The organism is Microcoleus sp. AT3-D2 (assembly GCF_036705715.1).
Lineage (GTDB): Bacteria > Cyanobacteriota > Cyanobacteriia > Cyanobacteriales > Microcoleaceae > Microcoleus.
Genome location: NZ_JAUBVE010000094.1, coordinates 1 through 22,878 on the forward strand (window position 1 = coordinate 1; position 22,878 = coordinate 22,878).

Below are 22,878 nucleotides of genomic sequence, written 5' to 3' on the forward strand. Positions count from 1 at the left end.
CTTTGATAATTTTCGAGAACGCGTATTAGCTTGCTTTTCTAATTAGATAAAAATATCACCGCAAGTTCAGGAGAGCCATCCAAACAACTAAAATTTGATAACATCACCCAAGTTAGTAGCAAAGAATTTACAGCACAAACTGATACTAATGCGACAAATGCTCGCGAGAAATCCAGCTCGAAACTGAGATTTAAAGTTCAAGCAAAACTGGAACCAGATACAGGTGCGATCGCCCAAGAAACCAAAGCCTGTGGCAGGTTTATTCTCGCCACTAACCTGCTGGACGCTAAGCAATTAGAGCCTGACGATATGATTGTGAAATATAAGGAACAGCAGTCAGCGGAAAGAGGGTTTGGATTCTTGAAAGATCCGCTATTTTTTACGGACAGTGTATTTCTCAAGTCGCCGGAAAGAATCGAAGCTTTGGCATTGGTAATGGGTTTGTGTTTGTTGGTCTATACTTTAGGTCAAAGGTTACTGCGTCACAATTTGCAACGCACTAATTCACAATTAAAAAATCAGTTAGGTAAACAAACTAATCGACCGACGCTCCGTTGGATTTGCCAGAATTTTCAATCGATTCATCTTGTGAGACTGCAAGGGATTCAACAAATTTCTAATTTAACAGCCGAGCGAATGGCTATATTAAACTTGCTGCCGCTCTCCTGTAGATCTTATTATTTATTACTCGGAAATCAAGCAGCTTATTTGATGAGTAAAACAGACTGAAATTTCAGAAATATTTAATTCAGTAGTTATGTATAATTGTCAGGCTGCTGAAGATATGTGCTGTCCATTAATAGTTAATTATGACGGATCGAGGTGTTGTTAGATATCGAGAATCTAGGATTTGCCCGAAAGCAGTTAATTTTCAACAAGCCCCAACAGATCGATGCGATTGTGACCCCTTCAGGAGCGGGTATTTTTGACTATTATCTCGTCCTAGAGACTCTCCATTAGCACCCCAACTGTGTGTGTGCCAGTTGAGGGTGCGGAATGTGGGTTCTAACAATTGCCCCTCAAAAGGCAAGTCAAAGTTGGATGGCGGGTTTGGGGTTGGGTCAACTTTTCGGTACATTACGAAAGTGATGTTGTACTAGGCTTTGGACAGATTTTAGCTCATAAGCTTGCACACGTGGAGCGTTCAAACCAGTCAAAGTCTTTTTCTGTAAAGGTTTTAGGCTTTTTCGGCAAGCCCTATATACAAACGAAGTCCACTTTAAGCGGACTAACAGATAAAGGGGGATCAAAGCTGTATTATGTGAATCTATGCAGAAGCTCGGTTTATTTTTATTTATCCTATCTTTTGTACCGTGGTTGGCAGTCTTATTTGTTGTGTTCTTCCTGCCGCTGGACATTCCCCAAAAGATTACTTTATCTTTCGTTCTGGCTGTTGGGGCGAAAGTTTGTTTTTGGATTAGCGTAGTGCTGTTGGGGAAAGGAGTAGTTACAAAATATCGGCGTTATTTGCATCGCCGATATCTTTGGAAAAAAACCAGAAATTTTAACCGCCGATGAACAGGAATCGACGCAGATAATGAGCCTGGATGTTGGCTTTTATCTGCGGTCAAGGTTGAGCTATTCGCTGAAAATTTGCAAGCGAATAGAGCGTTCTCCGTCTCCGAAATCCACTTCAATCTTTTCTCCCGAAAGGCTGTCCAAGCATCCCAAAAGCAACCGCAAATTGGGTGTGCTTGCTCCTGTATCCACGTACAATCTATCTGCCAAACTGCCTAAACGCTTCCAAATTGTGTAGAGTTTGACTACTGTTTGTTCTAGCTGCGCGGCTTGTTTTACAACGTCTGCGGTGGTTCCCAAACAGCCTACTCGCAAAGATTCTTCTAAGGCCATTTCCATGTCTAAATGAGACTGATTGAGAGCTTGCACTTGGGCGGCGGCGTCGAGATATTTTGATAAGTTCTTGGCGTCGGATGTTAGCTGTTTGACAGTATCTACGTCGGGATTTTCTGCTACTTCTTTTTGAATTTCGCTTTGGTGAGATGGGGAGAGTTTCTCCATTTCTTTGACTAAAGGAGCGAGGTAGCGGGAAGGTAGAGAACCGGTAGATGCTTTTTCTTTGACTTCTTCTGGCAATAAATCTGAGTTCATTGCCATCCATTCGTCGGAGAGTTGTTTGACTTCGCGGCGGGTGATGCGATCGCCACTTGCTGCGGCATCTGTTACCATTTGCTGGACTTCGGGAGATGCTTTGGCGGTTTCTACAAAGGCTCTTTTGCTGAAGTTTCTAATGGAATCTGGGTCTAAATCTCCTTGCTGGATCAGAGTGTCGGCACTATTAGCTAATTCTATCAAAGAATAGGCTTGACTTTTGCCAATTTCTCTTTCTTTGAGCCAGTTCAAAAACCCTGTGCCGCGTCCTTCGCCACCTTTTTTTTCTCTGTCTCGGACTGTTCGGAGAATGCGTCCCCGCCAAATGTCGGTTTGCAAGTCGAAGCGATCGCACACTTTCCAGGCATTGTCAACCTGATTTTCAAAATCAAACTCTGGTATTTGTTCGTCTTCGGGGTCAGGCAATTGGAAATTGATATCGGTAAAGCCGTTGAGGGCTTCTGCAAGTTCTGCGGGATTTAGGGGGACTTCAGCCATTAGGAAAAATTTGTGTAGTGCAACAGCCGGTTTAATTGGTAACTTGCACGGGTTGACAGTTGAGACGCTATATGTAGCGGTAAGGTAGGCAAGATTTACCTACTAATAGAGCTTTTGTGCAAGTCATATCATTATTGCACGATGGGGTGCGATCGGGCGATCGCTACCTGCACAAAAAATCTTCTCCGAGAGTTGCCGCACAGCGTCGCAACAATAAAAAAGTCGGTGGCACAGATAGTCCGGTATTTTGAAGAAAGAACCACTAACCGGATAGTTAAAGGAACTAATTACCAACTACAACGGCGATACTTTATCGCGTTCAATCTCCTCGTGGTGAGTTGTTTTCCCGTTCAAAATTGTGCCATCATCGGGCGGATTTTGCGGGCGATCGCGTTTCCGAAAGCGATCGCGAGCCGAGACAACCACCACATACAGAACCGGCACCATAAACAAACTTAAGAAAGTAGAAACAACCATCCCCCCCGCGATCGCAGTCCCTAGCGATCTACGACTTGCCGCCCCCGCACCTTCCGGGTTAATTAGAGGAGCAATCCCCAAAATAAATGATAGAGAAGTCATCAAAATCGGTCGTAAACGCTCTTGAGAAGCCTCGACTGCTGCCTTAGCAATTGGATATCCCCGTTCCCGCAACTGGTTAGCAAATTCCACAATTAAAATCGCGTTTTTACTCGCCAACCCAATTAACATCACCAAACCAATCTGACAATAAACATCATTCGCCAAACCCCGCAACGACTGAGCTAAAAGTGCACCTAAAATCGCCAGAGGAACCGCCAGCAAAATAATGAAAGGATCGACATAATTTTCGTACTGAGCCGCCAAAACCAAGAACACAAAAATCAGCCCCAAACCAAAAATAATTGGTGCTTGACCCCCCGACTCAATTTCTTCTAAAGAACTCCCCGACCATTCATAGCCAAAACCCGACGGCAAAACTTCAGCCGACACCTTTTCCATCGATTTTATCGCCTGTCCAGAACTCGATCCCGGAGCCGGAGAGCCACTAATTTCAATTGACCTATATAAATTGTAGTGGTTAACAGTTTGCGCTCCCACCACCGGAGTTATCTTCACCAAATTGCTCAAAGAAATCATTTCATTCTTTCCAGAGCGAACATACAACTTACTAATATCTTCAGGGTTATCACGAAACTGTTTATCCGCCTGAACATAAACCCGATAATTTCGCTGCTGGAGATTAAAATCATTCACATACTGAGAACCGAGAGCCGTTTGTAACGTACTGAAAACATCATTAATGGGAATATCTAGAGCCTTAGCGCGATTGCGGTCAACTTCCACAAGTAACTGAGGCGTATTCGCAGCAAATGTACTAAATACCGCCTGCAATCCCGGCGTCTGATTCGCCTGCTTTAAAATCCCACCCATCGCCTGAACTAGAGAATCTAAACCGCTGTTACCTTTGCGGTCTTGCAATTGAAATTGGAAGCCTCCAAATTGACCTAAACCTTGAATAGCTGGCGGATTCACTGGGAAAATTCTCGCTTCTGGAATCGCGAAAAACTTACCCCGCAATTTACCAATAATCGCCTGTACAGTTTGATCTTCTCCGTGACGTTCTTTCCATGGCTTAAGGGTAGTAAATATAATCCCCTGATTGGAACTGTTACCACTAAAACCAAAGCCACCTACAGAAAAAGTTCCCACAACTTCAGGAACTTTGAGGATTTCTTGTTCAACTCCGTCCATCACCTGCTGGGTGTATTGCAGCGAAACGCCTTGAGGCCCTTGAATAATTGTCAGAAAATAGCCCTGGTCTTCCTCTGGGATAAATGCGGTCGGTACTGCTAAATAAAGCCAAGCTGTGAATCCCAGAGAAGCAATAAATAACAGGGTAACAATGGTTTTAAATCGTGTTAAGAATATTAAGGACTCTCTATATTTCTTTTGCATCCAATCAAGAAATATATTAATGCGGTTAAACACCCAACCCAACGGGCCGCCAAACTTCTTACCTGGGCGCAGTAATATAGCGGCAAGTGAGGGAGTAAGAGTAACCGCCATAAAGGTAGAAAGCAGCACGGAAAAAGCAATTGTCAGGGCAAATTGTTTATAGAGTGCTCCCGTTGTCCCTGGGAAAAATGCCACGGGTACGAACACGGCCATCAATACTAAGGAAGTGGCAATTACAGCACTAAAAAGTTCCCGCATTGACTCGGAAGCTGCTTGGCGGGCATTCATACCTTGGCGGACTAGACGGTCAATATTTTCGACTACGATGATAGCGTCATCAACCACTAAACCTGTTGCTAAGGTAAGACCAAATAGAGACAAACTGTTAATCGTAAAGCCGAAAGCTTTGATAAAAGCAAATGTCCCAATCAAGGAAATGGGAATTGTGATGGTGGGAATAATCGTAGTGCGCCAATCTTGCAGGAAAACAAAAATAACTATCACCACTAGCAAGACTGCTTCAAACAGAGTTTTGACTACTTCTGCCATTGACTCTTGGACAAATTGAGTCGTATCTAGTGCTGTTCTATGTATCACCCCCGGAGGGAAGTTTTTAGCTAATTTTGCCATTTCTGCTTTGACGGCGTTGGCAACATTTAGAGCATTACTTCCTGGCAATTGGTAAATCCCTAAACCCACCGCGTCATTACCTCGAAATCGCAGGAAAGAGTTATAATTTTCTGCTCCTAATTCTGCTCTTCCGACATCTTTTAACTTAACTAAAGTTCCATTTGCTTCGCTTTTAATAACTATGTCGTCAAATTCTGTGGGGCTTTTGAGACGACTTTCTGCACTCAAATCAATCTGATACATTTGCCCTTCTGGGGCGGGTTCTTGACCAATTCTACCTACCCCAACTTGCAAGTTTTGTTCATTAATTGCTCTTGTTACATCTTGCATTGTTAGATTACGAGCAGCTAATTTATTGGGGTCGATCCACAGGCGCATAGCATAGCGTCTTTCCCCAAAAATTCGCACGTCGCCCACGCCTTTTACTCTTTTTAAAGTATCTGCTAAATAGAGGTCGGCGTAGTTGCTTAAAAATATGGTATCGTATTCTTTATTTTCGGTAAATAATCCTATAGCCAGCAGCAGGCTGTTAGATTGTTTGGTAACTGTAACTCCTGTGCGTTGTACGGCATCTGGCAGTTGTGGTTGAGCAACTGCAACTCTATTTTGCACATCGACGGCGGCGATATCTTTGTCGCGGGAAGTATCAAAGGTGGCTGTAATGGTGCTAGTTCCACTGTTAGTGCTACTGGAAGTTAGATATTTCAGTCCTTCAATGCCGTTGATTTGCCTTTCTAGGATGTTTGTTACCGCATTTTCGACAACTTCAGCATTCGCACCGCTATAGTTGGCTGTGACGTTGATTTGGGTGGGGCTGATGTCGGGGAAGCGCTCGATCGGCAATGTGGGAATGCTAATTGCACCTACCAAGATAATAATTAAGGCGCAGACGCTAGCAAAGACAGGTCGTTTAATAAAGAAATCTGCAAACATTATTTGGGTAATGGGTAGTTGTTAGTTGATAATTGGTAATTCCTAATTGCACTTCAGTCAAAAATTAAAATAGCCCGCTTTTTTAGAGCGGAGCAATCAAGTAGTTTCACGTAAGGTACGTAGTTGCGCTTTAGCGCTCTTAATTTACCTGTTAAGAGGGCTAAAACGCAACAACATACCTTATTTTTGGCTTGCTAATGGTAGTTTTTTCCCGGCTCCTTTCCCTTCCTCTTGAGCCATAATGGGAGCGCCGTCTGTCAAGTTAAGGATGCCTGCGGTAACAATTTTTTCGCCTGCTTGCAAACCTTCGATAACTTGATAATTATTCCCCTGAATTGCTCCCAATTTCACAGGCTTTTGCCGCGCTACTAAAGGTGGCATTCCAGGTTTTGGCTGTTCCGGCTTTTGAGCTGTGAAGACAAAAGTTTGCCCACCTAAGCGAGTGACTGCTGTGACTGGAACTAAAATTCCGGGGTTCTGTTTCCAGATGACTTTAGCTTTTACAAACTGGAGATTAAGCAGTTCGCCGGTGGGGTTGGGAAAGGTGGCTTTAGCTAAAATTGTTTGGGAATTGGCGCTGACGTTGGGGGAGATAAAACTGATTTGACCTTGGGCGATCGCCTTACCTTGAGCGTCGAGCATTTGTACTGGCAGCCCTAAGCGTAATTGAGGCTGCCGTTCCAAAGGAATTGATAACCGCAAGTCTAGCAATTGATTCTCTGTCAGGGTGGCAATGGCATCACCTTTCTGCAAGTAATCACCTACTTTTACTGGTATGTCGCCGATGACTCCTGTGAAGGGCGCGATGACAGCAGTTTCTTGTAGTTGTACTTCAAAGCCGCGCACTTGAGCGGCGGCCTCGGCAACTTGCGCTTCAGCTTGATCGAGCTGTTCTTGGCGAGTGCCGTTGGCTAACTCGGCTAATCTACTCTTGGCTTGTGCGACTTCTGCTTCGGCTTTGGCTATTTCCTCTGGGCGCGAACCGTTTTGCAATTGCCGCAAAGCTTGCCGCTGCTGTTGCAAGGCTGCTGTGCGGCGCTCGATCTCGGCTTGTCTGTTTTTTTGCCGCTGCTCGAACCGCCTTTGAGCTTCTCGGAGATTGGCTTTGGCGCTGCCTTCTTTTTGGATGTATTCTTGGAGGGTGTTTGCTGATGCTGCACCTTCTTTGGCTAATACTTGATATCTGGCAAGCTGCTGGCTGGCTAGCTTTGCTTCGGCCGTGTTTGCTTCAATTTGCGCTTTTGCTTGGGCGATTTCTTCTAAGAGGCTACCTGTTTCGGCATCGGCGAGGTCGGCTTCAGCTTGGCTAACGCGGGCTTGGGCTTGGCCAATTTCTTCTGGCCGAGAGCCCGATCGCAGTTGAGCGAGGTTGGCTTGGGCTTGGGCGACTTGGGCTTGAGCTTGGGCGATTTCTTCGGGCCGGGCTCCTGCTTGCAATTCGGCTAAGTGGGATTGAGCGCGGATCAGGTTGGCTTGGGATTGCCTCAAGTCAGCTTGGGCGCTGTCGCTTTTCATGCGGGCGATGGGTTGCCCTTGGTTGATGAAGTCCCCGGATTTGACAAAAATCTCCGTGACTAGCCCTTCTACTTCGGGTTTGATTTCTACCGAACGCTTGGCTTCTAAGCTGCTGACAAATTCCGAGGAATCTTGGACTGAGCTGGTTTGTACGGCTGCGAGCTTGACTGGTATGCCTGGGGGTTGGGCTGCTGCTGCCTGTTGCTGTGGGCGATTCTGACCCGATTGCCACGAGTACCAGCCGAAACCTGCTGCGCCTGTGGCGATCGCGATCGCGGCAATTAGGGGCCAGCGTGATCGCGGTTTAGCAACAGGTTCGGGGCGATCGGCAAGCGGGGTCAAATCCTGCGGTTGATCGCTGTCTGCATCGGTTGGGTGCTGTTCTGGTTTAGCAACAGGTTCGGGACGATCATCGGCAACGGTGGCAGAATCCTGCAGTTGCTCGCTGTCTGCATCGGTTGGGTGCTGTTCCCGTGTGGGATATTTTTGCTCTTGGGCTTCAACGACGGATTCTGGGGATTTAGAATAACTCATGGGCAGCACCACTTAGATTTTTTTTAACTTCTGACTTACTGAGACTTGGGCGGAATCTTTGATTCTCCGGCGTCCCCTTCAAACATGGGGGAATAATGACAAGCGATTTTAAACAGGATGGAATCGGGAAAGTACCTTTTTAATGAGGTTGGGGTATGTGCAGGGCTTTAGTCCGATCGCAGTTAGCCAAGCCAGGGAGTGCTTTTTTTTAGGAAAGCTTCTTGTTATTTCTCAAAAGTTACGATGGCAGGGAAGATTAGACATCCTTCTTATGACTCACCTGAGTGGGTGAGTTGGAAGGATTTTCCCTTGGCTTCAGCGGATTCAGCGGAGGTTGGGGAGTCACGCATTCGAGCGATCGCACTTTTTTCCTTGGCTAGTTGCTGGGTTAACCACTCTATCTCTGACGCCAGCACTGACTTGCAGCGATCGCGAGAGGCAAATTGATAGTCGTCGGTTAGTGGATATTCGCTCTTGAGGCTTTCGATGTAATCTTGACGGGTGTAACAGGCTCGCAAGCGGTGTTCCAATAGCTTCAGCCGTTCTTCAGGTTCTAAGTCGCCAAAAAAGAAAAACTTGATTTGGAACCGGGAACCACTGTTAACCCAGCTTTCTTGAGGGTGTTCGAGCATTTTTTGCTGCCAGAGTTCGCGCCCTTTGGCGGTAATTCCGTAGATTTTGCGCGGACAGCCCGCATCTCCGGCTTCTTCGGCTATTACCGAAATCTCCCCTCGCTCTTCCAAGCGCTTCAGCAGCGGGTAAATCGCTCCGTAGTTGACGCTAATGCAACTGCTCATAAACAGCTCCAGTTTTTGCTTTAGCCGATAGCCGTGCAGGGGTTGCCACTGTAGCAGTCCAAGGGCTGATAATTCAAGCATTTATATCAATTTGATATTATAGTCTGCATTATATCACTATATCGGACTCAAGCGCGATCGGGTAAATAGTTAGTTTCAAAGAAAATTGAAACTTTAATACACATTTAATAAGTTTTGTCAATGCCCTTAAGATATATTGTTTGAGGTTCAAGAAAGGGCGATCGGTTTGTATTATAAAACACATTTGAGATATAAAAAGAGTGCTGATTTACCTCGATTTCGGTCAGAGGAACGGCAGCATCTCACTTTTGACACCATTGAGATGCTGCCTAGTCTTTGATGTCTCCGAAGTGCTTTAATAGGCTCTCCTCAATAAGTCTGATTTCTGCCACCTATCTCTAATCTTCGTAAAAGCAGGTTGAATGTTAAAAGCCTGAGATATTTTAGTATTTATGGATAATTTTTCGGAGCGCCTACCTGTTTTTTGGTAGTTCATACTCGGAAATTATTTATCAAGTATAACTTATACTAATAAATCCCAACGTTGTTACCTGCCAGTAATCATCCTCAAACATACTTTTTCAAGTACAACTTATCCCAGATTAGATGCTCTTAACCTGACACAGACAGAGTGATTTATCTTTATGCTAAAACCCCAAATCACTGCCCTGTCAGTGCTCGAAATACCCACGCAAAAAGCATGACGCTCAAGAAAATTACACCTCCGACAATTAAAATCAAACCCAATAACAGCGCCGCCACAAATAGCCAATCGGCTTTTTTGCCTTGTTCAGGGGAACCTAAATGAGCATCCAGCAATTCTATATTTTTGACATTAGCTTTCCAAGCAACATCCAACAAATCTCCGGCTACCGGTACAGTACCAGCAACTGTATCAAATACGATATTAGCTGCCATTTTTACTAAAGTCTCTTGAGGCACTCCCATTTGAGCGGATTTGAAGACAACATATCCTGCAAAAATTGAACTGATTAAATCGCCGCCGCCCGGTATAAGTCCCAATATCGGATCGAGTCCGATGCGGTATTTGGTGCCGGGAATCGGAATTGCATTGTCTAGTACATGGCTGATCCGGCGGAGTCGGCGCAAGGATGCAACATGAGATTGGCTGGGAGTATTTGGGGAGGAATTTTGTATAGGAGAACGTGACATTTAATTGCTCTCGATTGCGATATTACTGCTAGTTTATGATATTTATTGAAGCATATTATAGTTTTGTGTCTATGCCTCAAGCAAGATTTTTAGTAATTTTAGTCGATCGGCTTTGGTTTGTCTTTGAACGAACAGAAACCCGGTTTCTGTTCAAAACCGGGTTTCTTGCTTCTAGCTGGGGGCTTTTAATTTAGCCTGTTATTTGTTGCCTTCTGTGAAGTCGGCGTCAATCACGTCGTCGCCGCCGCCAGTGGGGCCGCCGTCTCCATAGCCACCAGGACCACCAGGGCCGCCAGGGCCATCAGTTGGGCCGCCTGCTTGCTGGTACAGGTTGCTGCTGACAGCGTAGAATGCTTGCTGCAACTCGGTTGTCAGTGTCTTGATGCGATCGTCATCTTCACTCTCGATCGCGGATCGCAAGTCTTTAAGCAACCCTTCAATCTTAGTTTTGTCATCAGCGGGAACTTTATCGCCCAATTCTGCCAACTGCTTCTCGATTTGATAGGCTTGAGAATCAGCTTGGTTTTTGCGATCGATCCTTTCGCGACGTTCCTTGTCAGCAGAAGCATTCGATTCGGCTTCCCTCACCATGCGCTCGACTTCATTGCTGGGTAAAGTAGAAGCACCAGTAATGCTAATCGATTGCTCCTTACCAGTACCTTTATCCTTAGCAGCTACATTCAAAATACCGTTAGCATCGATATCGAAAGTAACTTCAATTTGAGGTACGCCACGGGGGGCAGGTGGAACTCCATCTAAGCGGAAGGTTCCCAAATCCTTGTTATCATTCGCCATTTCTCGTTCGCCTTGCAAAACGTGAATTTCCACGTTTGTTTGGCCGTCTACAGCAGTCGAGAAAGTTTCCGACTTCTTGGTAGGAATAGTGGTGTTGCGGGGAATGATTTTCGTCATCACGCCGCCCAAGGTTTCGACGCCGAGAGACAGCGGGGTAACGTCGAGCAACAAGATGTCTTTGACTTCGCCGGAGAGTACGCCGGCTTGAATTGCTGCACCGACTGCGACCACTTCGTCCGGGTTTACCGTTTGGTTGGGGTCTTTGCCGAGGATTTTTTTGACCAGTTCTTGCACCGCAGGAATGCGTGTAGAACCACCAACTAAGACGACTTCATTAATTGCAGATTTGTCTAATTTGGCGTCCCGGATCGCATTTTCTACGGGGATGCGGGAGCGATCGATCAAATCCGAGCATAGTTCTTCAAACTTGCCCCGCGTCAAAGTCGTGTCCAAGTGTTTTGGCCCGTCTTGAGTCGCGGTAATAAACGGCAGGTTGATTTCTGCTTGGGTAACGCTCGAAAGCTCAATTTTGGCTTTTTCTGCTGCTTCCGTCAGGCGTTGCAGTGCTTGTTTGTCTTTGCGGAGGTCAATGCCTTCGGCTCTTTGGAATTCATTAGCGATGAAATCAACAATTTTTTTATCGAAATCGTCACCGCCGAGGTGAGTGTCTCCAGAAGTTGCTAACACTTCAAACACGCCGTCGCCTACTTCGAGAATAGATACGTCGAAAGTACCGCCACCTAAGTCAAATACGAGGATGGTTTCGTTGCTCTTTTTATCTAACCCGTAAGCTAAAGCTGCTGCTGTAGGTTCGTTAATAATCCGCAGCACTTCTATACCGGCAATTTTTCCCGCGTCTTTGGTAGCTTGGCGCTGGGAGTCGTTGAAGTAAGCGGGAACAGTAATTACCGCTTGGGTGACAGTTTCGCCGAGGTATTTGCTGGCGTCTTCTACCAGTTTGCGGAGAACTTGTGCAGAAATTTCTTCTGGGGCAAATTGCTTGCCGCGGGCGGGACAGTCCAGTTTAAGGCTGTTGCCAACTTTGAGGACTTTGTAGGAAACTTCAGTGGTTTCATGGGCTACTTCATCAACCCGACGCCCGATAAACCGTTTTACTGAGTAAAAGGTGTTTTCGGCGTTCATCACGGCTTGACGCTTGGCGATTTGTCCGACAAGTTGATCGCCATTTTTAGCATATGCTACTACAGAAGGTGTGGTGCGACCCCCTTCGGCGTTGGCTATGACGGTGGGTTTGCCGCCTTCCATAACTGCGACGCAGGAGTTTGTCGTACCTAAGTCAATTCCAACTACTTTTCCCATAGGGGTGTTCCGGCTCCAATCTCTACAAAATTTTGGTGTCTTATCTGTGCGATAGTCTGGTTATTCAGGACTGCGATTTTACCTCGCGGTTTACGGGTAGTGAGTCCTGCTTTAATACAGTCTTCGATAGGGTGCTTATCTCTATACTGCGGGCGGTAGACCTTGCGATGAAGGGGTATTTACCGAACCTGTTGGGGGACGGTTGCATCCGTGAGGCTTGCACCGCTACAGTTGTTGACTGCTTTTCTTTACTCTTCCCAATGTACGGTGTTCGATCGATTCGGGTATTGTGGCAAACCGTATACGTTGTGTTGTATTTGCCGTCTTATGTATATAAATTTTGTTTGGTTGGTAGGGGCGATCGGTTTTTTGGCTTCAAATCAGGTTTAATATCATTTCCGGTTACACTCATACATGATGTTGACTGTTGACGGTTGACTGTTGACGCCGTGAACAGTCAACCGTGAACAGTCAACAGTGAACTCGAATTTACTATTCCGATGCTAACGGATTTGATATAACATCAATTCTGAAAAGGGACACGGCAATGCCCTGTCCCTACCCGTTTACTTCCAGGCTGTGCCTGGGAAGGAATATATTATTGAGGCAGAGCCTCAAGTCCGCCTCCTGGGAATCTCGGAAAATTCAAGAATTTTCCAGCTTTTCATTGCTATTTTTTACCGATCAGCAGAGCTGCAGGAAAGTAGCTGAGAGCTTCACCAATTGCCAACGTACCGTTACTTTCTACCGCCTGATTTGTAATTGCATCTTTCCAAACCGACGGCATTTGCTCGGATAATTTCAAATTAGTATCTTTCCAGACTTGTTTGCCGATCGGCATTTCTTCCGGTTTGACAATTCCCGTCAAAAAGCGGGGAGCAATGACAATAACGGTAGTCTCTCCAAAGCTTCTGGAAAAGGCAACAACATTATCTTTAAACGTGCCAACTGCTTGCAGGGGTAGATAGTCGCCTGATTGAAAAACTTGCAAGTATTTTTTTCTCGCTTCTAACGCTCTTGCCGTCAAAAACAACTTAATTCTCGCGTCTTCTCGCGTCGCAATCAAATCTTCAACCAGTTGCAAAATATCCGTCTGAGCTTGCTCTTTAATTTCCCGCAAAACCTCGATTCTGCGCTCAAAATCAACGGGACGGCGGTTATCTGGATCGACGTGACTTAAATCCCAGAATTCCGTCCCTTGATAAATGTCGGGAACACCCGGAGCCGCGATTTTCAGCAGTGTTTGAGATAAAGAATTGAAAATTCCGTAATTAGCTACTTTTTTCCAGAAAGGTATAAATTTGTTGAGAAACTGATTTTGTTCCGAAGTTTCGAGAACGCTATCGACAAAGGTCATAAAACCAGCTTCGTAGTCGTTATCCGGTCTCAGCCAAGCCGTATAAACTTTGGCTTCACGGACAGCTTTAATGACATAATCTTTCAGGCGATCGACATAATCAGTGTTTTCAATTCCCTCAAAGGGAAAACTGCCTAGCAGAGTTTGGTACAGGAAGTATTCGTCATTAGTATCTGGAACCATTCGATTCACAAAGTTGACTTTCTTAGAAGAGTTTACCTCTCTCCAAGACCTGACTTGCTGTTCCCATTCATCGGGAATTTCTGACAAAACGTTTATTCTGGCTCGCACATCTTCGCCACGTTTGGTATCGTGGGTAGCTGTAGCATTCATTTTGTGCGGCCAAGCTGCTTGCTGCTGTTGGTTGAACTCATGAAAATCTACCAGCGACACGCCGAACTGACTGGGATTTCCTCCCACTTCGTTGAGGGATAAAAGCCGATAGTATACGTATAAAAGGGTGTCTTCAACGCCTTTTGCCATTAATGGGCCTGTCAACTGCTGGAGTTTCATTACAAAGTGCCGACGCTGCTCTTTTTGTTCGGGTGTTAGGGTTTCTTCTTCTTCCAGCAACAGCACCGTTTCGATAAATTTAAGTTCCTTGAGGAGTCGGGGTGCTTGTTCTTTGGCATGGGCGATCGCATATTTTACGTAAGTGCGATCGGACTCTCTCAAACCGTCTTGATTGATGTAAGTTCGGTAGACTGGAAAAATTGTCAAAACAGCCGCCAATGCTTTTTCCAAACCGGGACGAGTAAAGTCATTTCCCTGTCTCGATTGACCGGAAATATTCTTCAAAAGTTGAGCTAGATTGTCTACGTCTCCCGCCAAGTTTTTCTCAACAATCAGCCCTTTTTTATCTAAAAACAACTGTTCGTAGGGAACGGTAAAGCGAGTAAATCTCTGATATATTTCGGTAAATTGCTGCTCGCGATCGCACCGACAGAAAACGCCGTTTACGTAATTCAAAAAGTCGTAGCCGCTAGTTCCCTCAATCGGCCAATATGACGGCAAATCTTCTTCGTGTTCCAGAATTTTTTCAACAGTAATATAAGTGTCTCCGACTTTCTCTCGGAGCCGTTTCAAATATTCTGTGGGGTCGTAAAGTCCATCGATGTGATCGATTCTCAATCCGGTAAACTTTCCCTCATCAACCATGTCGAAGATCAGAGAATGGTTTTTATGAAAAACTTTAATTTCTTCAACTTTTACCGAAATAAGTTCGTTGACCGTAAAAAACCTTCGGTAGTTAATTTCTTCTGCCCCCACTTTCCAGAAAGACAGACGGTAAAACTGCTCGGAAAGCAATTCGTCTAGCAAATTAAAGCTTTCAGGATTTCCCTTTTCTCCGTTAAAAACTTTAATATTTTCATCGATGAATTCCTGTACAAGGGGATTTTGATTGTAGAGTTCCCACAGCAGTCCTTTGACAAAAGCTATCTGATCGTATCTGGTTTTACCTTTAGTTTCTGAAGGTGTATTTTTAATTAAATAAAGAATTCCTAAAAACTTGATAAAATCTGGATGGCGTCTGCCTAATTCTCTAGCTAAATGCCCCAAGTTATGACTGATGAATTTAGCATAAGATTCAATTCTTACTGGCAATTGTAAGCTATAATAATTGATGGTTAGCCCAATTTCGCTGTATTTGAGTTGAATCTCGCCATTTTCCAGACACTCTCCATAAAAATTGCCCAGCAGCGGAGCCAGAACTCGACTCCTGAGATGTTCGTAAGCGTGATTCCATTCAATATCGAAGTAATCAAAATAGTCGGAATCTGGCCCGTGTTCCAATACGTCTAACAGCAACAAATTTTGAGTGTCGTAAGCCATGTGATTCGGAACAATATCTTGCAGCCACCCCATGTTCCGTTTCTTGATTTCGTATGTGAGACCTTCAAAATTTTCTGATGTTCCCAAATCGGGATTGAGCTGATTTGAGTCAACGACATCGTATCCGTGAGAGCTGCCTTTTCTGGCTTTAAATATTGGTGAAGCGTAAAGGTCGGTAATTCCTAAATCTTCCAGATAGCTAAGGATTTGTTTGGCGGCTTCAAAGTTAAAACCTCCATGAAATTGAATCCGATAAGTTGTTGTGGGAATTCTCATCATGTTAATTTTACTCCAGGTTTTGTAGGGTTTTCTCTTTTAATATATGAGGCAGAGCCTCCTCTACTGCATTCCCGGCCCGAGGCTGGGAACGAGAGAGGCTCTGCCTCCCGTTTCTTGTGGGACTAGATTCCGCGACAGAGGCTGAGAACGAGATAGGCTCTGCCTCCTGTTGCTTGTTCCTAGGCTCTGCCTGGGAACGCCTGTATTTGAGGCTCTGCCTCCCGTTTTAATTACTCTAATTCATAGAGTGCAAAACTATGCGGTTTAACGGTCAATTTTTGCTCTGAAGTTATCTTTTCAGGTAAGCTAGAACCTGAACCCATCCATTTTTTATCAGCAGAGTCTAAAATTTTGTTCCACTTGCCTTGGGGGAGTGCAGCCGTAAAAGCTACATCTTGCCTGTTGAAGTTTAGAATGCAGAATATCTGGCTGTCATCTGCCCAGCGACGTAGAAATAAGATTTTTTCCGCTTCTATGCTGGACACTTCTAGACTGTTTTTGTCGAGTTTTTTAAGGGCTGGTATTGTCCGTCGCAGTTGAATCAGATGTTGGTGCCATTCCCAAAGGATTTTGTGTTTGCCTTCAGTTTGTTTTTCCCAGTTTAACTTACACTTATCGAAAGTCTCAGGACTCTGGGGGTCGTGAAACTCGCCTCGGTCTTCAAAGGTTTTAAATTCTTGTTGTTTGTCTTTGCGGATAGCTTCAATTAAGTTTTCGTCCGAGTGGGAAACGAAGTAAAAAAACGGTGCTTCTTCTCCGTATTCTTCTCCCATAAAAAAGAAGGGAATGTAGGGAGAAATTAAAACTGTGCCTGCTGCGAGTTTCAATCCTTCAAAATCAACTATTTTGGAGAGTCTGTCTCCCAAAATGCGGTTGCCGATTTGGTCGTGGGTTTGGGCAAACACCACAAATTTATGACCCGCTTCATCCTTAACAGAATTGCCGTGTTTCCGCTTTCTGTGGGGGGCGTACTGGCCGGAGTAAACAAAGCTTTCTTTGAAGGCTTTTTCTAAGTGTTCGCACTTGCCGAAATCTTGGTAGTATCGGTCGTCTTCTCCGGTGAGCAAGGCGTGCAGTGAGTGGTGGAAATCATCGCACCATTGGGCGTCTAGTCCGAAGCCACCCAGTTCTTTGGGACGTATAGTGCGGACATCATTTAAGTCACTTTCGGCTATTAAGTAAAGTTGCCGTCCTAGTTCTTGGGAAATATCTGCTGTGGCATCGGATAGTTCTTGTAAAAAAGGTCTTGCACCTACTTCAAATATTGCTTGAATTGCATCTAATCTCATGGCATCGATGTGATAGTCTCGAAACCAGTAGAGGGCGTTTTCAATAAAGTAGTTACGCACGCCGTCGCTGTAGGCGTCGTCGAAGTTGAGGGGGTCTCCCCAAATTGAGCCGTATTTTGATGTAAAGTAGGGGCCGAATTGACTGAGGTAGTTGCCTTCGGGGCCGAGGTGGTTGTAGACTACATCGAGAATTACTGAAATGCCGTGTTGGTGGCAGGCGTTGACGAGTGTTTTGAAGCCTTCGGGGCCGCCGTAGGAGTTTTGAACTGCGTAGGGATATACGCCGTCATATCCCCAGTTTCGCTCGCCGGGGAATTGGGCTACTGGCATTATTTCGATGGCGTTAATTCCCAATTCTTTAAGTTGTTTTAGCTGGGGAATTATTGCTTCAAATGTTCCGGCTTGGGTAAATGTGCCGACGTGCAGTTCGTAAATAATCATTTCTGCTAGCGCCACGCCTTGCCAATTTGTGTCAGTCCAAGTAAAAATATTTTGATCTATTACTTGCGACGGAGCGTGTACGCCTTGGGGTTGATATTTTGAGGCTGGGTCTGGTCGCTCGGTTTTTCCTTCGATTTGGTAAGTGTAAAGGGTTCCTGGTTCGATGTCTGTAGCTGTGGTTTGCCAATAACCTTCTGCGGATTGTTGCAGGGGTATCAGGCGTTTTTTTGGGGAAACAATTTGGACTGCGATTTGTTTGAGGGTGGGCGCCCAAACGGTAAATTCACATTGGTTATTGCCGAGGTAATTTGCTCCTATCTTCACTTTGAGCCGTTCTCCTTATAAAATAGGTTGGTAGTTCGATCGCCCGACGCGCTATCAAATGCTTGCCCTTAACGTTCAGCGCCTGTTTAGACGGTAATATTACTTAATATAACAAACAACTAACTTTAGACAGAGGCATCAAAGGCTAAAATTGTATATAGGGCAAAATTAGCGGTTGGTTATGTCTAAATTAGAGCATAAATCGGCACGGGGGCGATCGCCAAATTAGCGGCCTGCAAGCGTTAATATTTCTGGTTGATATCATGTCGAAAATCTACCTAAAGGTAGGTCAAAAATCAGCGCGAGTGTGTTTTTATGGTTATGGCTTTTGGACGGGAAATCTGCTGCAATCTCGACTCGGCGGAATCTCGCGAGTGGTTGGTCACAAACGGGATCGGCGGTTACGCTAGCGGGACGATCGCAAATCTCCTCACCCGCCGCTATCACGGCTTGCTGATAGCCGCCCTCAAACCCCCGCTGGGACGCACTATGATGCTCGCCAAGCTGGACGAGACGGCTGTGTATCACGATCGCGCCTATCCGCTTTATACAAACCGCTGGGTTGACGCGACGATGGAACCCCACGGCTACAACTACATAGAAAGCTTTCACCTCGAAGGCACGACGCCTGTTTGGAGGTTTGCTCTCGCCGACGCTATCCTGGAAAAGCGGATTTGGATGCAGCAAGGTGCTAACACAACATATATTCAATACCGCTTGCACCGCGCCTCACAACCGATCGCCCTCGCTGTCAAAGCCCTAGTAAACTATCGCGACTACCACCACACGACGAGCGTCGGCGACTGGCAGATGAGCCTACAAACCTTGGAACGCGGGGTTTGCGTGACTGCATTTCCCAAGTCTGTACCCCTGTACCTGCTGACGGATGCCGAACCAGAGGCGAAATTTCGAGTTTCTACGCCTTTATACAATTGGCATTACGGATTTGACCTAGCAGCCGAAAAGCGCCGGGGATTGGACTACTGCGAGGATCACTTGCACGCGGCGACTTTTCACATGACGATCGCACCGGGAAGTTCTCTGACATTGATAGCGAGCACCGAGAAAAATACCGAACTCAACGGCGGTAGAGCTTTAGAAGTGAGTCGCACTTATGACCAACAACTGCTGCACAACTGGTCAAAAGTGAGCGAATCTCCCGACTGGATCAATCACTTAGTGCTAGCCGCCGACCAATTTATCGTCAGCCGCCCGCTACCGGAGGAATCCGAAGGCAAAACGATCATCGCCGGATATCCCTGGTTCAGCGACTGGGGCCGCGATACGACGATCGCCCTACCCGGTCTCACAATCTGTACCGGGCGATGGGAAATTGCGCGATCTATTTTGCGGACATTTGCGCGGTATGTCGATCGGGGAATGCTGCCGAACCGCTTCCCGGATGCGGGCGGCGCACCGGAATACAACACCGCAGACGCCACTCTCTGGTACTTTGAGGCAATTCGCGCTTATATCGATGCCACGGGGGACGAGGAACTTTTGAGCGAACTCTGGCCTACTCTATGTGAGATTATTGATTGGCACATACAGGGAACTCGGTATAAGATCCGCCTCGATCCCGATGACGGTTTAATCTACGCGGGCGAAACCGGCGTGCAACTGACTTGGATGGACGCGAAAATCGGCGATTGGGTGGTGACGCCTCGGATTGGTAAGCCGATCGAACTCAGCGCGCTTTGGTACAATGCTATACAAGCTATGGCAAGTTTTGCTCGAAAACTGGGCAAGCCTCACAATGAATACCAGCAATTGGGCGATCGAACGGCCGCCGGATTCCCTCGCTTCTGGAACGCCTCAACCGGTTACTGTTACGACGTTCTCGACGGCCCAGACGGACATGATAGCTGCCTGCGGCCCAACCAAATATTCGCCGTATCCTTGCCCCTAGACTCGATTCCTCCTCACTCGGCCAACTCCTTGTCAGCGGGGATGCGCCAGGAAACGCGCTATACACCGTTACTGACGCCCATCCAGCAGCGCGGCGTGGTGGACGCCTGCGCTCAACAGCTTCTGACTTCTGTCGGCCTCCGCAGCCTCTCGCCGCAGCACCCCCAGTATCGCGGCGCATACGGAGGCGACCAATTCCAGCGCGACAGCGCCTACCACCAGGGCACAGTTTGGGGCTGGCTGATTGGCCCGTTTGTCTTGGCGCACTTGCACGTATACAAAAAACCAGCACAAGCGATCGAATTCCTCGCACCGATGGCACATCATATAAGGGCCGGCGGAGTTGGCAGCCTGGGCGAAATTTTTGAGGGCGACGCCCCCCACTCGCCGCGGGGCTGCACGGCTCAAGCTTGGACTGTGGCTGAGGTGCTGCGGGCTTGGTTGGCAATTAATACTGTGGGTGTTTAAATGGGGAATGTTATCTTTGGTGGAAAAAGAGATTTATGGCATTATTATTAGCGGGCGATATTGGCGGAACTAAGACAATTTTGCGCTTAGTGGAAAGGACTGTTAACGGTGAAATGAACGCTCTTTACGAGTTTCGCTATCCGAGCGGGGAGTTTCCCGATTTAGTACCGATGGTGCAGCAGTTTTTGACGGAAGCTGGTATGAAATTGGATTTTGCGCCATTGCCAGAAAAAGCTTGTTTTGCGATCGCAGGCCCGGTGGTTAACAACACTGCAAAACTGACTAATTTGCCTTGGATACTGGATGCGAAGCGTCTGGAACAGGAATTAGGAATATCACACGTTAGTTTAATTAATGATTTTGTCGCGGTTGGCTACGGCGTGTGGGCTTTGGACGATCGAGATTTGCACACTTTGCAAGTTGGAAAACCCCGCCAACACGATCCAATTGCTGTGATTGGTGCGGGTACGGGTTTGGGAAATTGTTTTGGAATTCCCGAGGCAAATGGCATCAGGGTTTTTTCTTCGGAAGGGGGGCACGGTGACTTTGCTCCTCGCTCGGAGTTGGAGTTTCAATTGCTGAAATATTTGTTAGCAAAACACGACATTCCCAGAATATCGATCGAGCGTGTAGTTTCGGGACAGGGGATTGTTTCAATTTACCAGTTTTTGCGGGACAGAAAGTTTGCTCCTGAATCGCCGGAGATAGGGGAAGTTATCAACAAATGGGAGTCAGAAATGGGTAAAAGCGAGAAGACTGTCGATCCGGGGGCGACAATTGCACAGGCGGCACTCAAAAAGTGCGATCGGCTTTCGGAACAAACAATGCAAATGTTTGTAGAAGCTTACGGTGCAGTGGCAGGAAATCTGGCTGTGACACTGTTACCTTACGGCGGTTTGTACGTAGCTGGCGGCATTGCTGCTAAGATTTTGCCGCTGATTCTAGAAGGGGGTTTTATGCGAGCTTTTACGCACAAAGGCCGGATGGATTCGCTGTTAGAAATGATGCCAGTTCGATTGGTTTTGAATCCCAATGTAGGGTTAATTGGTGCGGCTGTTTGTGCGGCGGGTCTTTAGGAGATTTCAAGTCGAAGCTATCTCATTGATTACTCGGCGGTTGAAAGAGACTGTTGGCGAATTCCTGACGGGGTTGTCACCCCGTCAGCTATGCGGCTTCATATTAAATTGGTATTACCCAACTGACAGGCGATCGCTACAATCACCCAAACCCCATCACCCTAACCCGTCCTATATGTCTACCTGTTGAAAAACGGAGCAAAACGTAATGTGAATTTTTGATCGAGCTTTCGGACGATCGTATACTTGAACAAATCGAATTGGCTTGTATACTCTTTTTGAGTCAATAACAGAGCCAGCTTTCACCGATTCAATTGACAACATTTATAATCATAATATTTTAATTGCACTACCTATGAGATAGGACAAAACTTAACTACTGTTAATATTTATTAAGAATTCAAATTAAAATAAATTAGGAGTTGTGCCGGCAGTTTCAGAAACCCGGTGGGTTTCTATATTTATCGTTATTTATCATTGCCAAACCTCTGATATTGCCCAGAACACCGATTTTTTAGTGGAGCGTCCTGCGGACATTATAATAACTCACAATTTCTTCAGAGTTACTGACTATTTTTTTAGTTGCTAAAAATGTAACAACCCGGATATTTAGCAATTTCAGTGGGAAGGTAAAGTATAGCATCTGTGGTATGTGAGGAGAATCAAGTTTATGAATTCAAATTTGCAACGTCGCGATCGCATTAACTTCCGCAGTCTGGTAACAGCGTTGTGTTTAACCTTAACTCTCGTGAGTTTTGTGAGATTAGATCCGGCGGCGGCTCAAGAACAGCGGATCAGAACGCTGAGTGTTACTGGGCGGGGTGTGGAAGCGATTCCTACAACTCAAACACAAGTGCGGCTGGGGGTTGAGGTGCAGGGGAAAACGGCGGCCGAGGTGCAGCAGGAAGCGGCGAGACGATCGTCCGCTGTGGTAGAGTTGCTGCGATCGCGCCAAGTCGAAAAACTCGAAACTGCCGGCATCAGCCTCAGCCCGACTTACAGCTACGAAAACAATCAGCAACGCTTAACTGGCTATACGGCGACAAATACCGTCAGTTTTCGGATTAATACTGCATCTGCGGGCACTTTGCTCGACGATGCGGTGAATGCCGGAGCCACACGCATCGACGGTGTGAGTTTTGCCGCCGCCGAAAGTGCGATCGAACAAGCTCAAAAACAAGCAATCAAAAAAGCAACTCAAGATGCTCAAGCGCAAGCGGATGCAGTCTTTAGCGCGCTCAACCTGAAGCGGGGAGAGATTCTGGGCATTCAAGTCAACGGCGCTAGCGCGCCGCCTCCCATGTATCGGCAGTTTGCTGCTGATCGCGCTGCTGCTGCTAATGCTACAACACCAGTGGTGGGAGGGGAACAGCAGGTAGAAGCTTCTGTGACTTTGCAAATTGGATATTAAAATTAAATAGTTAGGGGTTGAACTGGCAACATCAGCTTGACCCTAACTATTTCTCGATTTATCAAGCAGCTTTTTCTACAAAAAACTTTAGCCGTTTTAACCACTTCTGCCAGTAGTCGAGAAATTGTTCGCGTCCAACACAAATATTTCATATTTCGGGAGCATGTCACCTTTGTAGATAAATTAAATGGTGAAGAGACCATTCAGGTATGCACAACGATGGGCTAAGACT

The 22,878-nt window shown here is 46.2% G+C and carries 13 protein-coding genes and 1 pseudogene; 6 read left to right on the plus strand and 8 right to left on the minus strand.

All coding sequences use genetic code 11. The features are described from left to right. Positions 1 to 75: 75 nt before the first annotated feature. Together QUB44_RS27110 and QUB44_RS27115 are read left to right on the plus strand one after the other, a co-directional pair. Positions 76 to 729, plus strand: a pseudogene (locus QUB44_RS27110) (IS1634 family transposase); the annotation flags it as partial. Between the two features lie 540 nt (positions 730 to 1,269). Beyond that, on the plus strand, positions 1,270 to 1,518 hold the full coding sequence (locus QUB44_RS27115) for a transporter suffix domain-containing protein (RefSeq protein ID WP_333372396.1): 249 nt from the start codon (positions 1,270 to 1,272) through the stop codon (positions 1,516 to 1,518). A 60-nt stretch (positions 1,519 to 1,578) separates the two neighbouring features. Here the strand turns inward: QUB44_RS27115 and QUB44_RS27120 are convergent, their stop codons facing one another. Continuing rightward, entirely contained in the window at positions 1,579 to 2,607 is a 1,029-nt protein-coding gene (locus QUB44_RS27120; RefSeq protein ID WP_333226698.1) for a hypothetical protein, read from the minus strand. Positions 2,608 to 2,723: 116 nt separating this feature from the next. Between QUB44_RS27120 and QUB44_RS27125 the strand changes: the two genes are divergently transcribed. Then, positions 2,724 to 2,858, plus strand: coding sequence for a hypothetical protein (locus QUB44_RS27125; RefSeq protein WP_333167325.1), 135 nt, complete (start codon positions 2,724 to 2,726; stop codon positions 2,856 to 2,858). A 43-nt stretch (positions 2,859 to 2,901) separates the two neighbouring features. Here the strand turns inward: QUB44_RS27125 and QUB44_RS27130 are convergent, their stop codons facing one another. The 7 genes from QUB44_RS27130 to treZ form a co-directional block, all read right to left on the minus strand. Further along, positions 2,902 to 6,105, minus strand: a complete 3,204-nt coding sequence (locus tag QUB44_RS27130; protein ID WP_333372398.1) for an efflux RND transporter permease subunit — start codon at positions 6,103 to 6,105, stop codon at positions 2,902 to 2,904. A gap of 180 nt (positions 6,106 to 6,285) precedes the next feature. Then, positions 6,286 to 8,154, minus strand: a complete 1,869-nt coding sequence (locus QUB44_RS27135; protein ID WP_333372400.1) for an efflux RND transporter periplasmic adaptor subunit — start codon at positions 8,152 to 8,154, stop codon at positions 6,286 to 6,288. 269 nt (positions 8,155 to 8,423) lie between these two features. Beyond that, on the minus strand, positions 8,424 to 9,032 hold the full coding sequence (locus tag QUB44_RS27140) for a PadR family transcriptional regulator (RefSeq protein WP_333372402.1): 609 nt from the start codon (positions 9,030 to 9,032) through the stop codon (positions 8,424 to 8,426). 600 nt (positions 9,033 to 9,632) lie between these two features. Beyond that, on the minus strand, positions 9,633 to 10,145 hold the full coding sequence (locus QUB44_RS27145; RefSeq protein WP_333372405.1) for a DUF4112 domain-containing protein: 513 nt from the start codon (positions 10,143 to 10,145) through the stop codon (positions 9,633 to 9,635). A gap of 198 nt (positions 10,146 to 10,343) precedes the next feature. Then, positions 10,344 to 12,260 (minus strand): molecular chaperone DnaK, encoded by a 1,917-nt coding sequence (dnaK, locus tag QUB44_RS27150; protein WP_333372407.1) that lies wholly within the window; start codon positions 12,258 to 12,260, stop codon positions 10,344 to 10,346. Between the two features lie 670 nt (positions 12,261 to 12,930). Further along, positions 12,931 to 15,726 (minus strand): malto-oligosyltrehalose synthase, encoded by a 2,796-nt coding sequence (treY, locus tag QUB44_RS27155; protein ID WP_333372419.1) that lies wholly within the window; start codon positions 15,724 to 15,726, stop codon positions 12,931 to 12,933. Between the two features lie 233 nt (positions 15,727 to 15,959). Next, a complete protein-coding gene (gene treZ / locus QUB44_RS27160; RefSeq protein WP_333372409.1) occupies positions 15,960 to 17,783 on the minus strand; it encodes a malto-oligosyltrehalose trehalohydrolase in 1,824 nt (607 codons plus the stop codon). A gap of 315 nt (positions 17,784 to 18,098) precedes the next feature. Between treZ and QUB44_RS27165 the strand changes: the two genes are divergently transcribed. From QUB44_RS27165 to QUB44_RS27175, 3 genes are all read left to right on the plus strand, one after another. After that, on the plus strand, positions 18,099 to 20,159 hold the full coding sequence (locus QUB44_RS27165) for an amylo-alpha-1,6-glucosidase (protein WP_333372411.1): 2,061 nt from the start codon (positions 18,099 to 18,101) through the stop codon (positions 20,157 to 20,159). A 35-nt stretch (positions 20,160 to 20,194) separates the two neighbouring features. Further along, positions 20,195 to 21,235: a glucokinase gene (locus QUB44_RS27170; RefSeq protein ID WP_333372413.1), complete on the plus strand. Its 1,041-nt coding sequence runs from the start codon at positions 20,195 to 20,197 to the stop codon at positions 21,233 to 21,235. Between the two features lie 670 nt (positions 21,236 to 21,905). Next, complete coding sequence (locus tag QUB44_RS27175; protein WP_333372415.1) at positions 21,906 to 22,646, plus strand: SIMPL domain-containing protein; 741 nt, start codon at positions 21,906 to 21,908, stop codon at positions 22,644 to 22,646. Positions 22,647 to 22,878 lie beyond the last annotated feature (232 nt).

Excerpts from the sequence above, each read along its gene's own strand:
- QUB44_RS27115 (WP_333372396.1), top strand. The coding sequence starts at position 1,270 with ATGCAGAAGCTCGGTTTATTTTTATTTATCCTATCTTTTGTACCGTGG.
- QUB44_RS27120 (WP_333226698.1), bottom strand. The coding sequence starts at position 2,607 with ATGGCTGAAGTCCCCCTAAATCCCGCAGAACTTGCAGAAGCCCTCAAC.
- QUB44_RS27130 (WP_333372398.1), bottom strand. The coding sequence starts at position 6,105 with ATGTTTGCAGATTTCTTTATTAAACGACCTGTCTTTGCTAGCGTCTGC.
- QUB44_RS27135 (WP_333372400.1), bottom strand. The coding sequence starts at position 8,154 with ATGAGTTATTCTAAATCCCCAGAATCCGTCGTTGAAGCCCAAGAGCAA.
- QUB44_RS27140 (WP_333372402.1), bottom strand. The coding sequence starts at position 9,032 with ATGCTTGAATTATCAGCCCTTGGACTGCTACAGTGGCAACCCCTGCAC.
- QUB44_RS27145 (WP_333372405.1), bottom strand. The coding sequence starts at position 10,145 with ATGTCACGTTCTCCTATACAAAATTCCTCCCCAAATACTCCCAGCCAA.
- dnaK (WP_333372407.1), bottom strand. The coding sequence starts at position 12,260 with ATGGGAAAAGTAGTTGGAATTGACTTAGGTACGACAAACTCCTGCGTC.
- treY (WP_333372419.1), bottom strand. The coding sequence starts at position 15,726 with ATGAGAATTCCCACAACAACTTATCGGATTCAATTTCATGGAGGTTTT.
- QUB44_RS27165 (WP_333372411.1), top strand. The coding sequence starts at position 18,099 with ATGGTTATGGCTTTTGGACGGGAAATCTGCTGCAATCTCGACTCGGCG.
- QUB44_RS27170 (WP_333372413.1), top strand. The coding sequence starts at position 20,195 with ATGGCATTATTATTAGCGGGCGATATTGGCGGAACTAAGACAATTTTG.
- QUB44_RS27175 (WP_333372415.1), top strand. The coding sequence starts at position 21,906 with ATGAATTCAAATTTGCAACGTCGCGATCGCATTAACTTCCGCAGTCTG.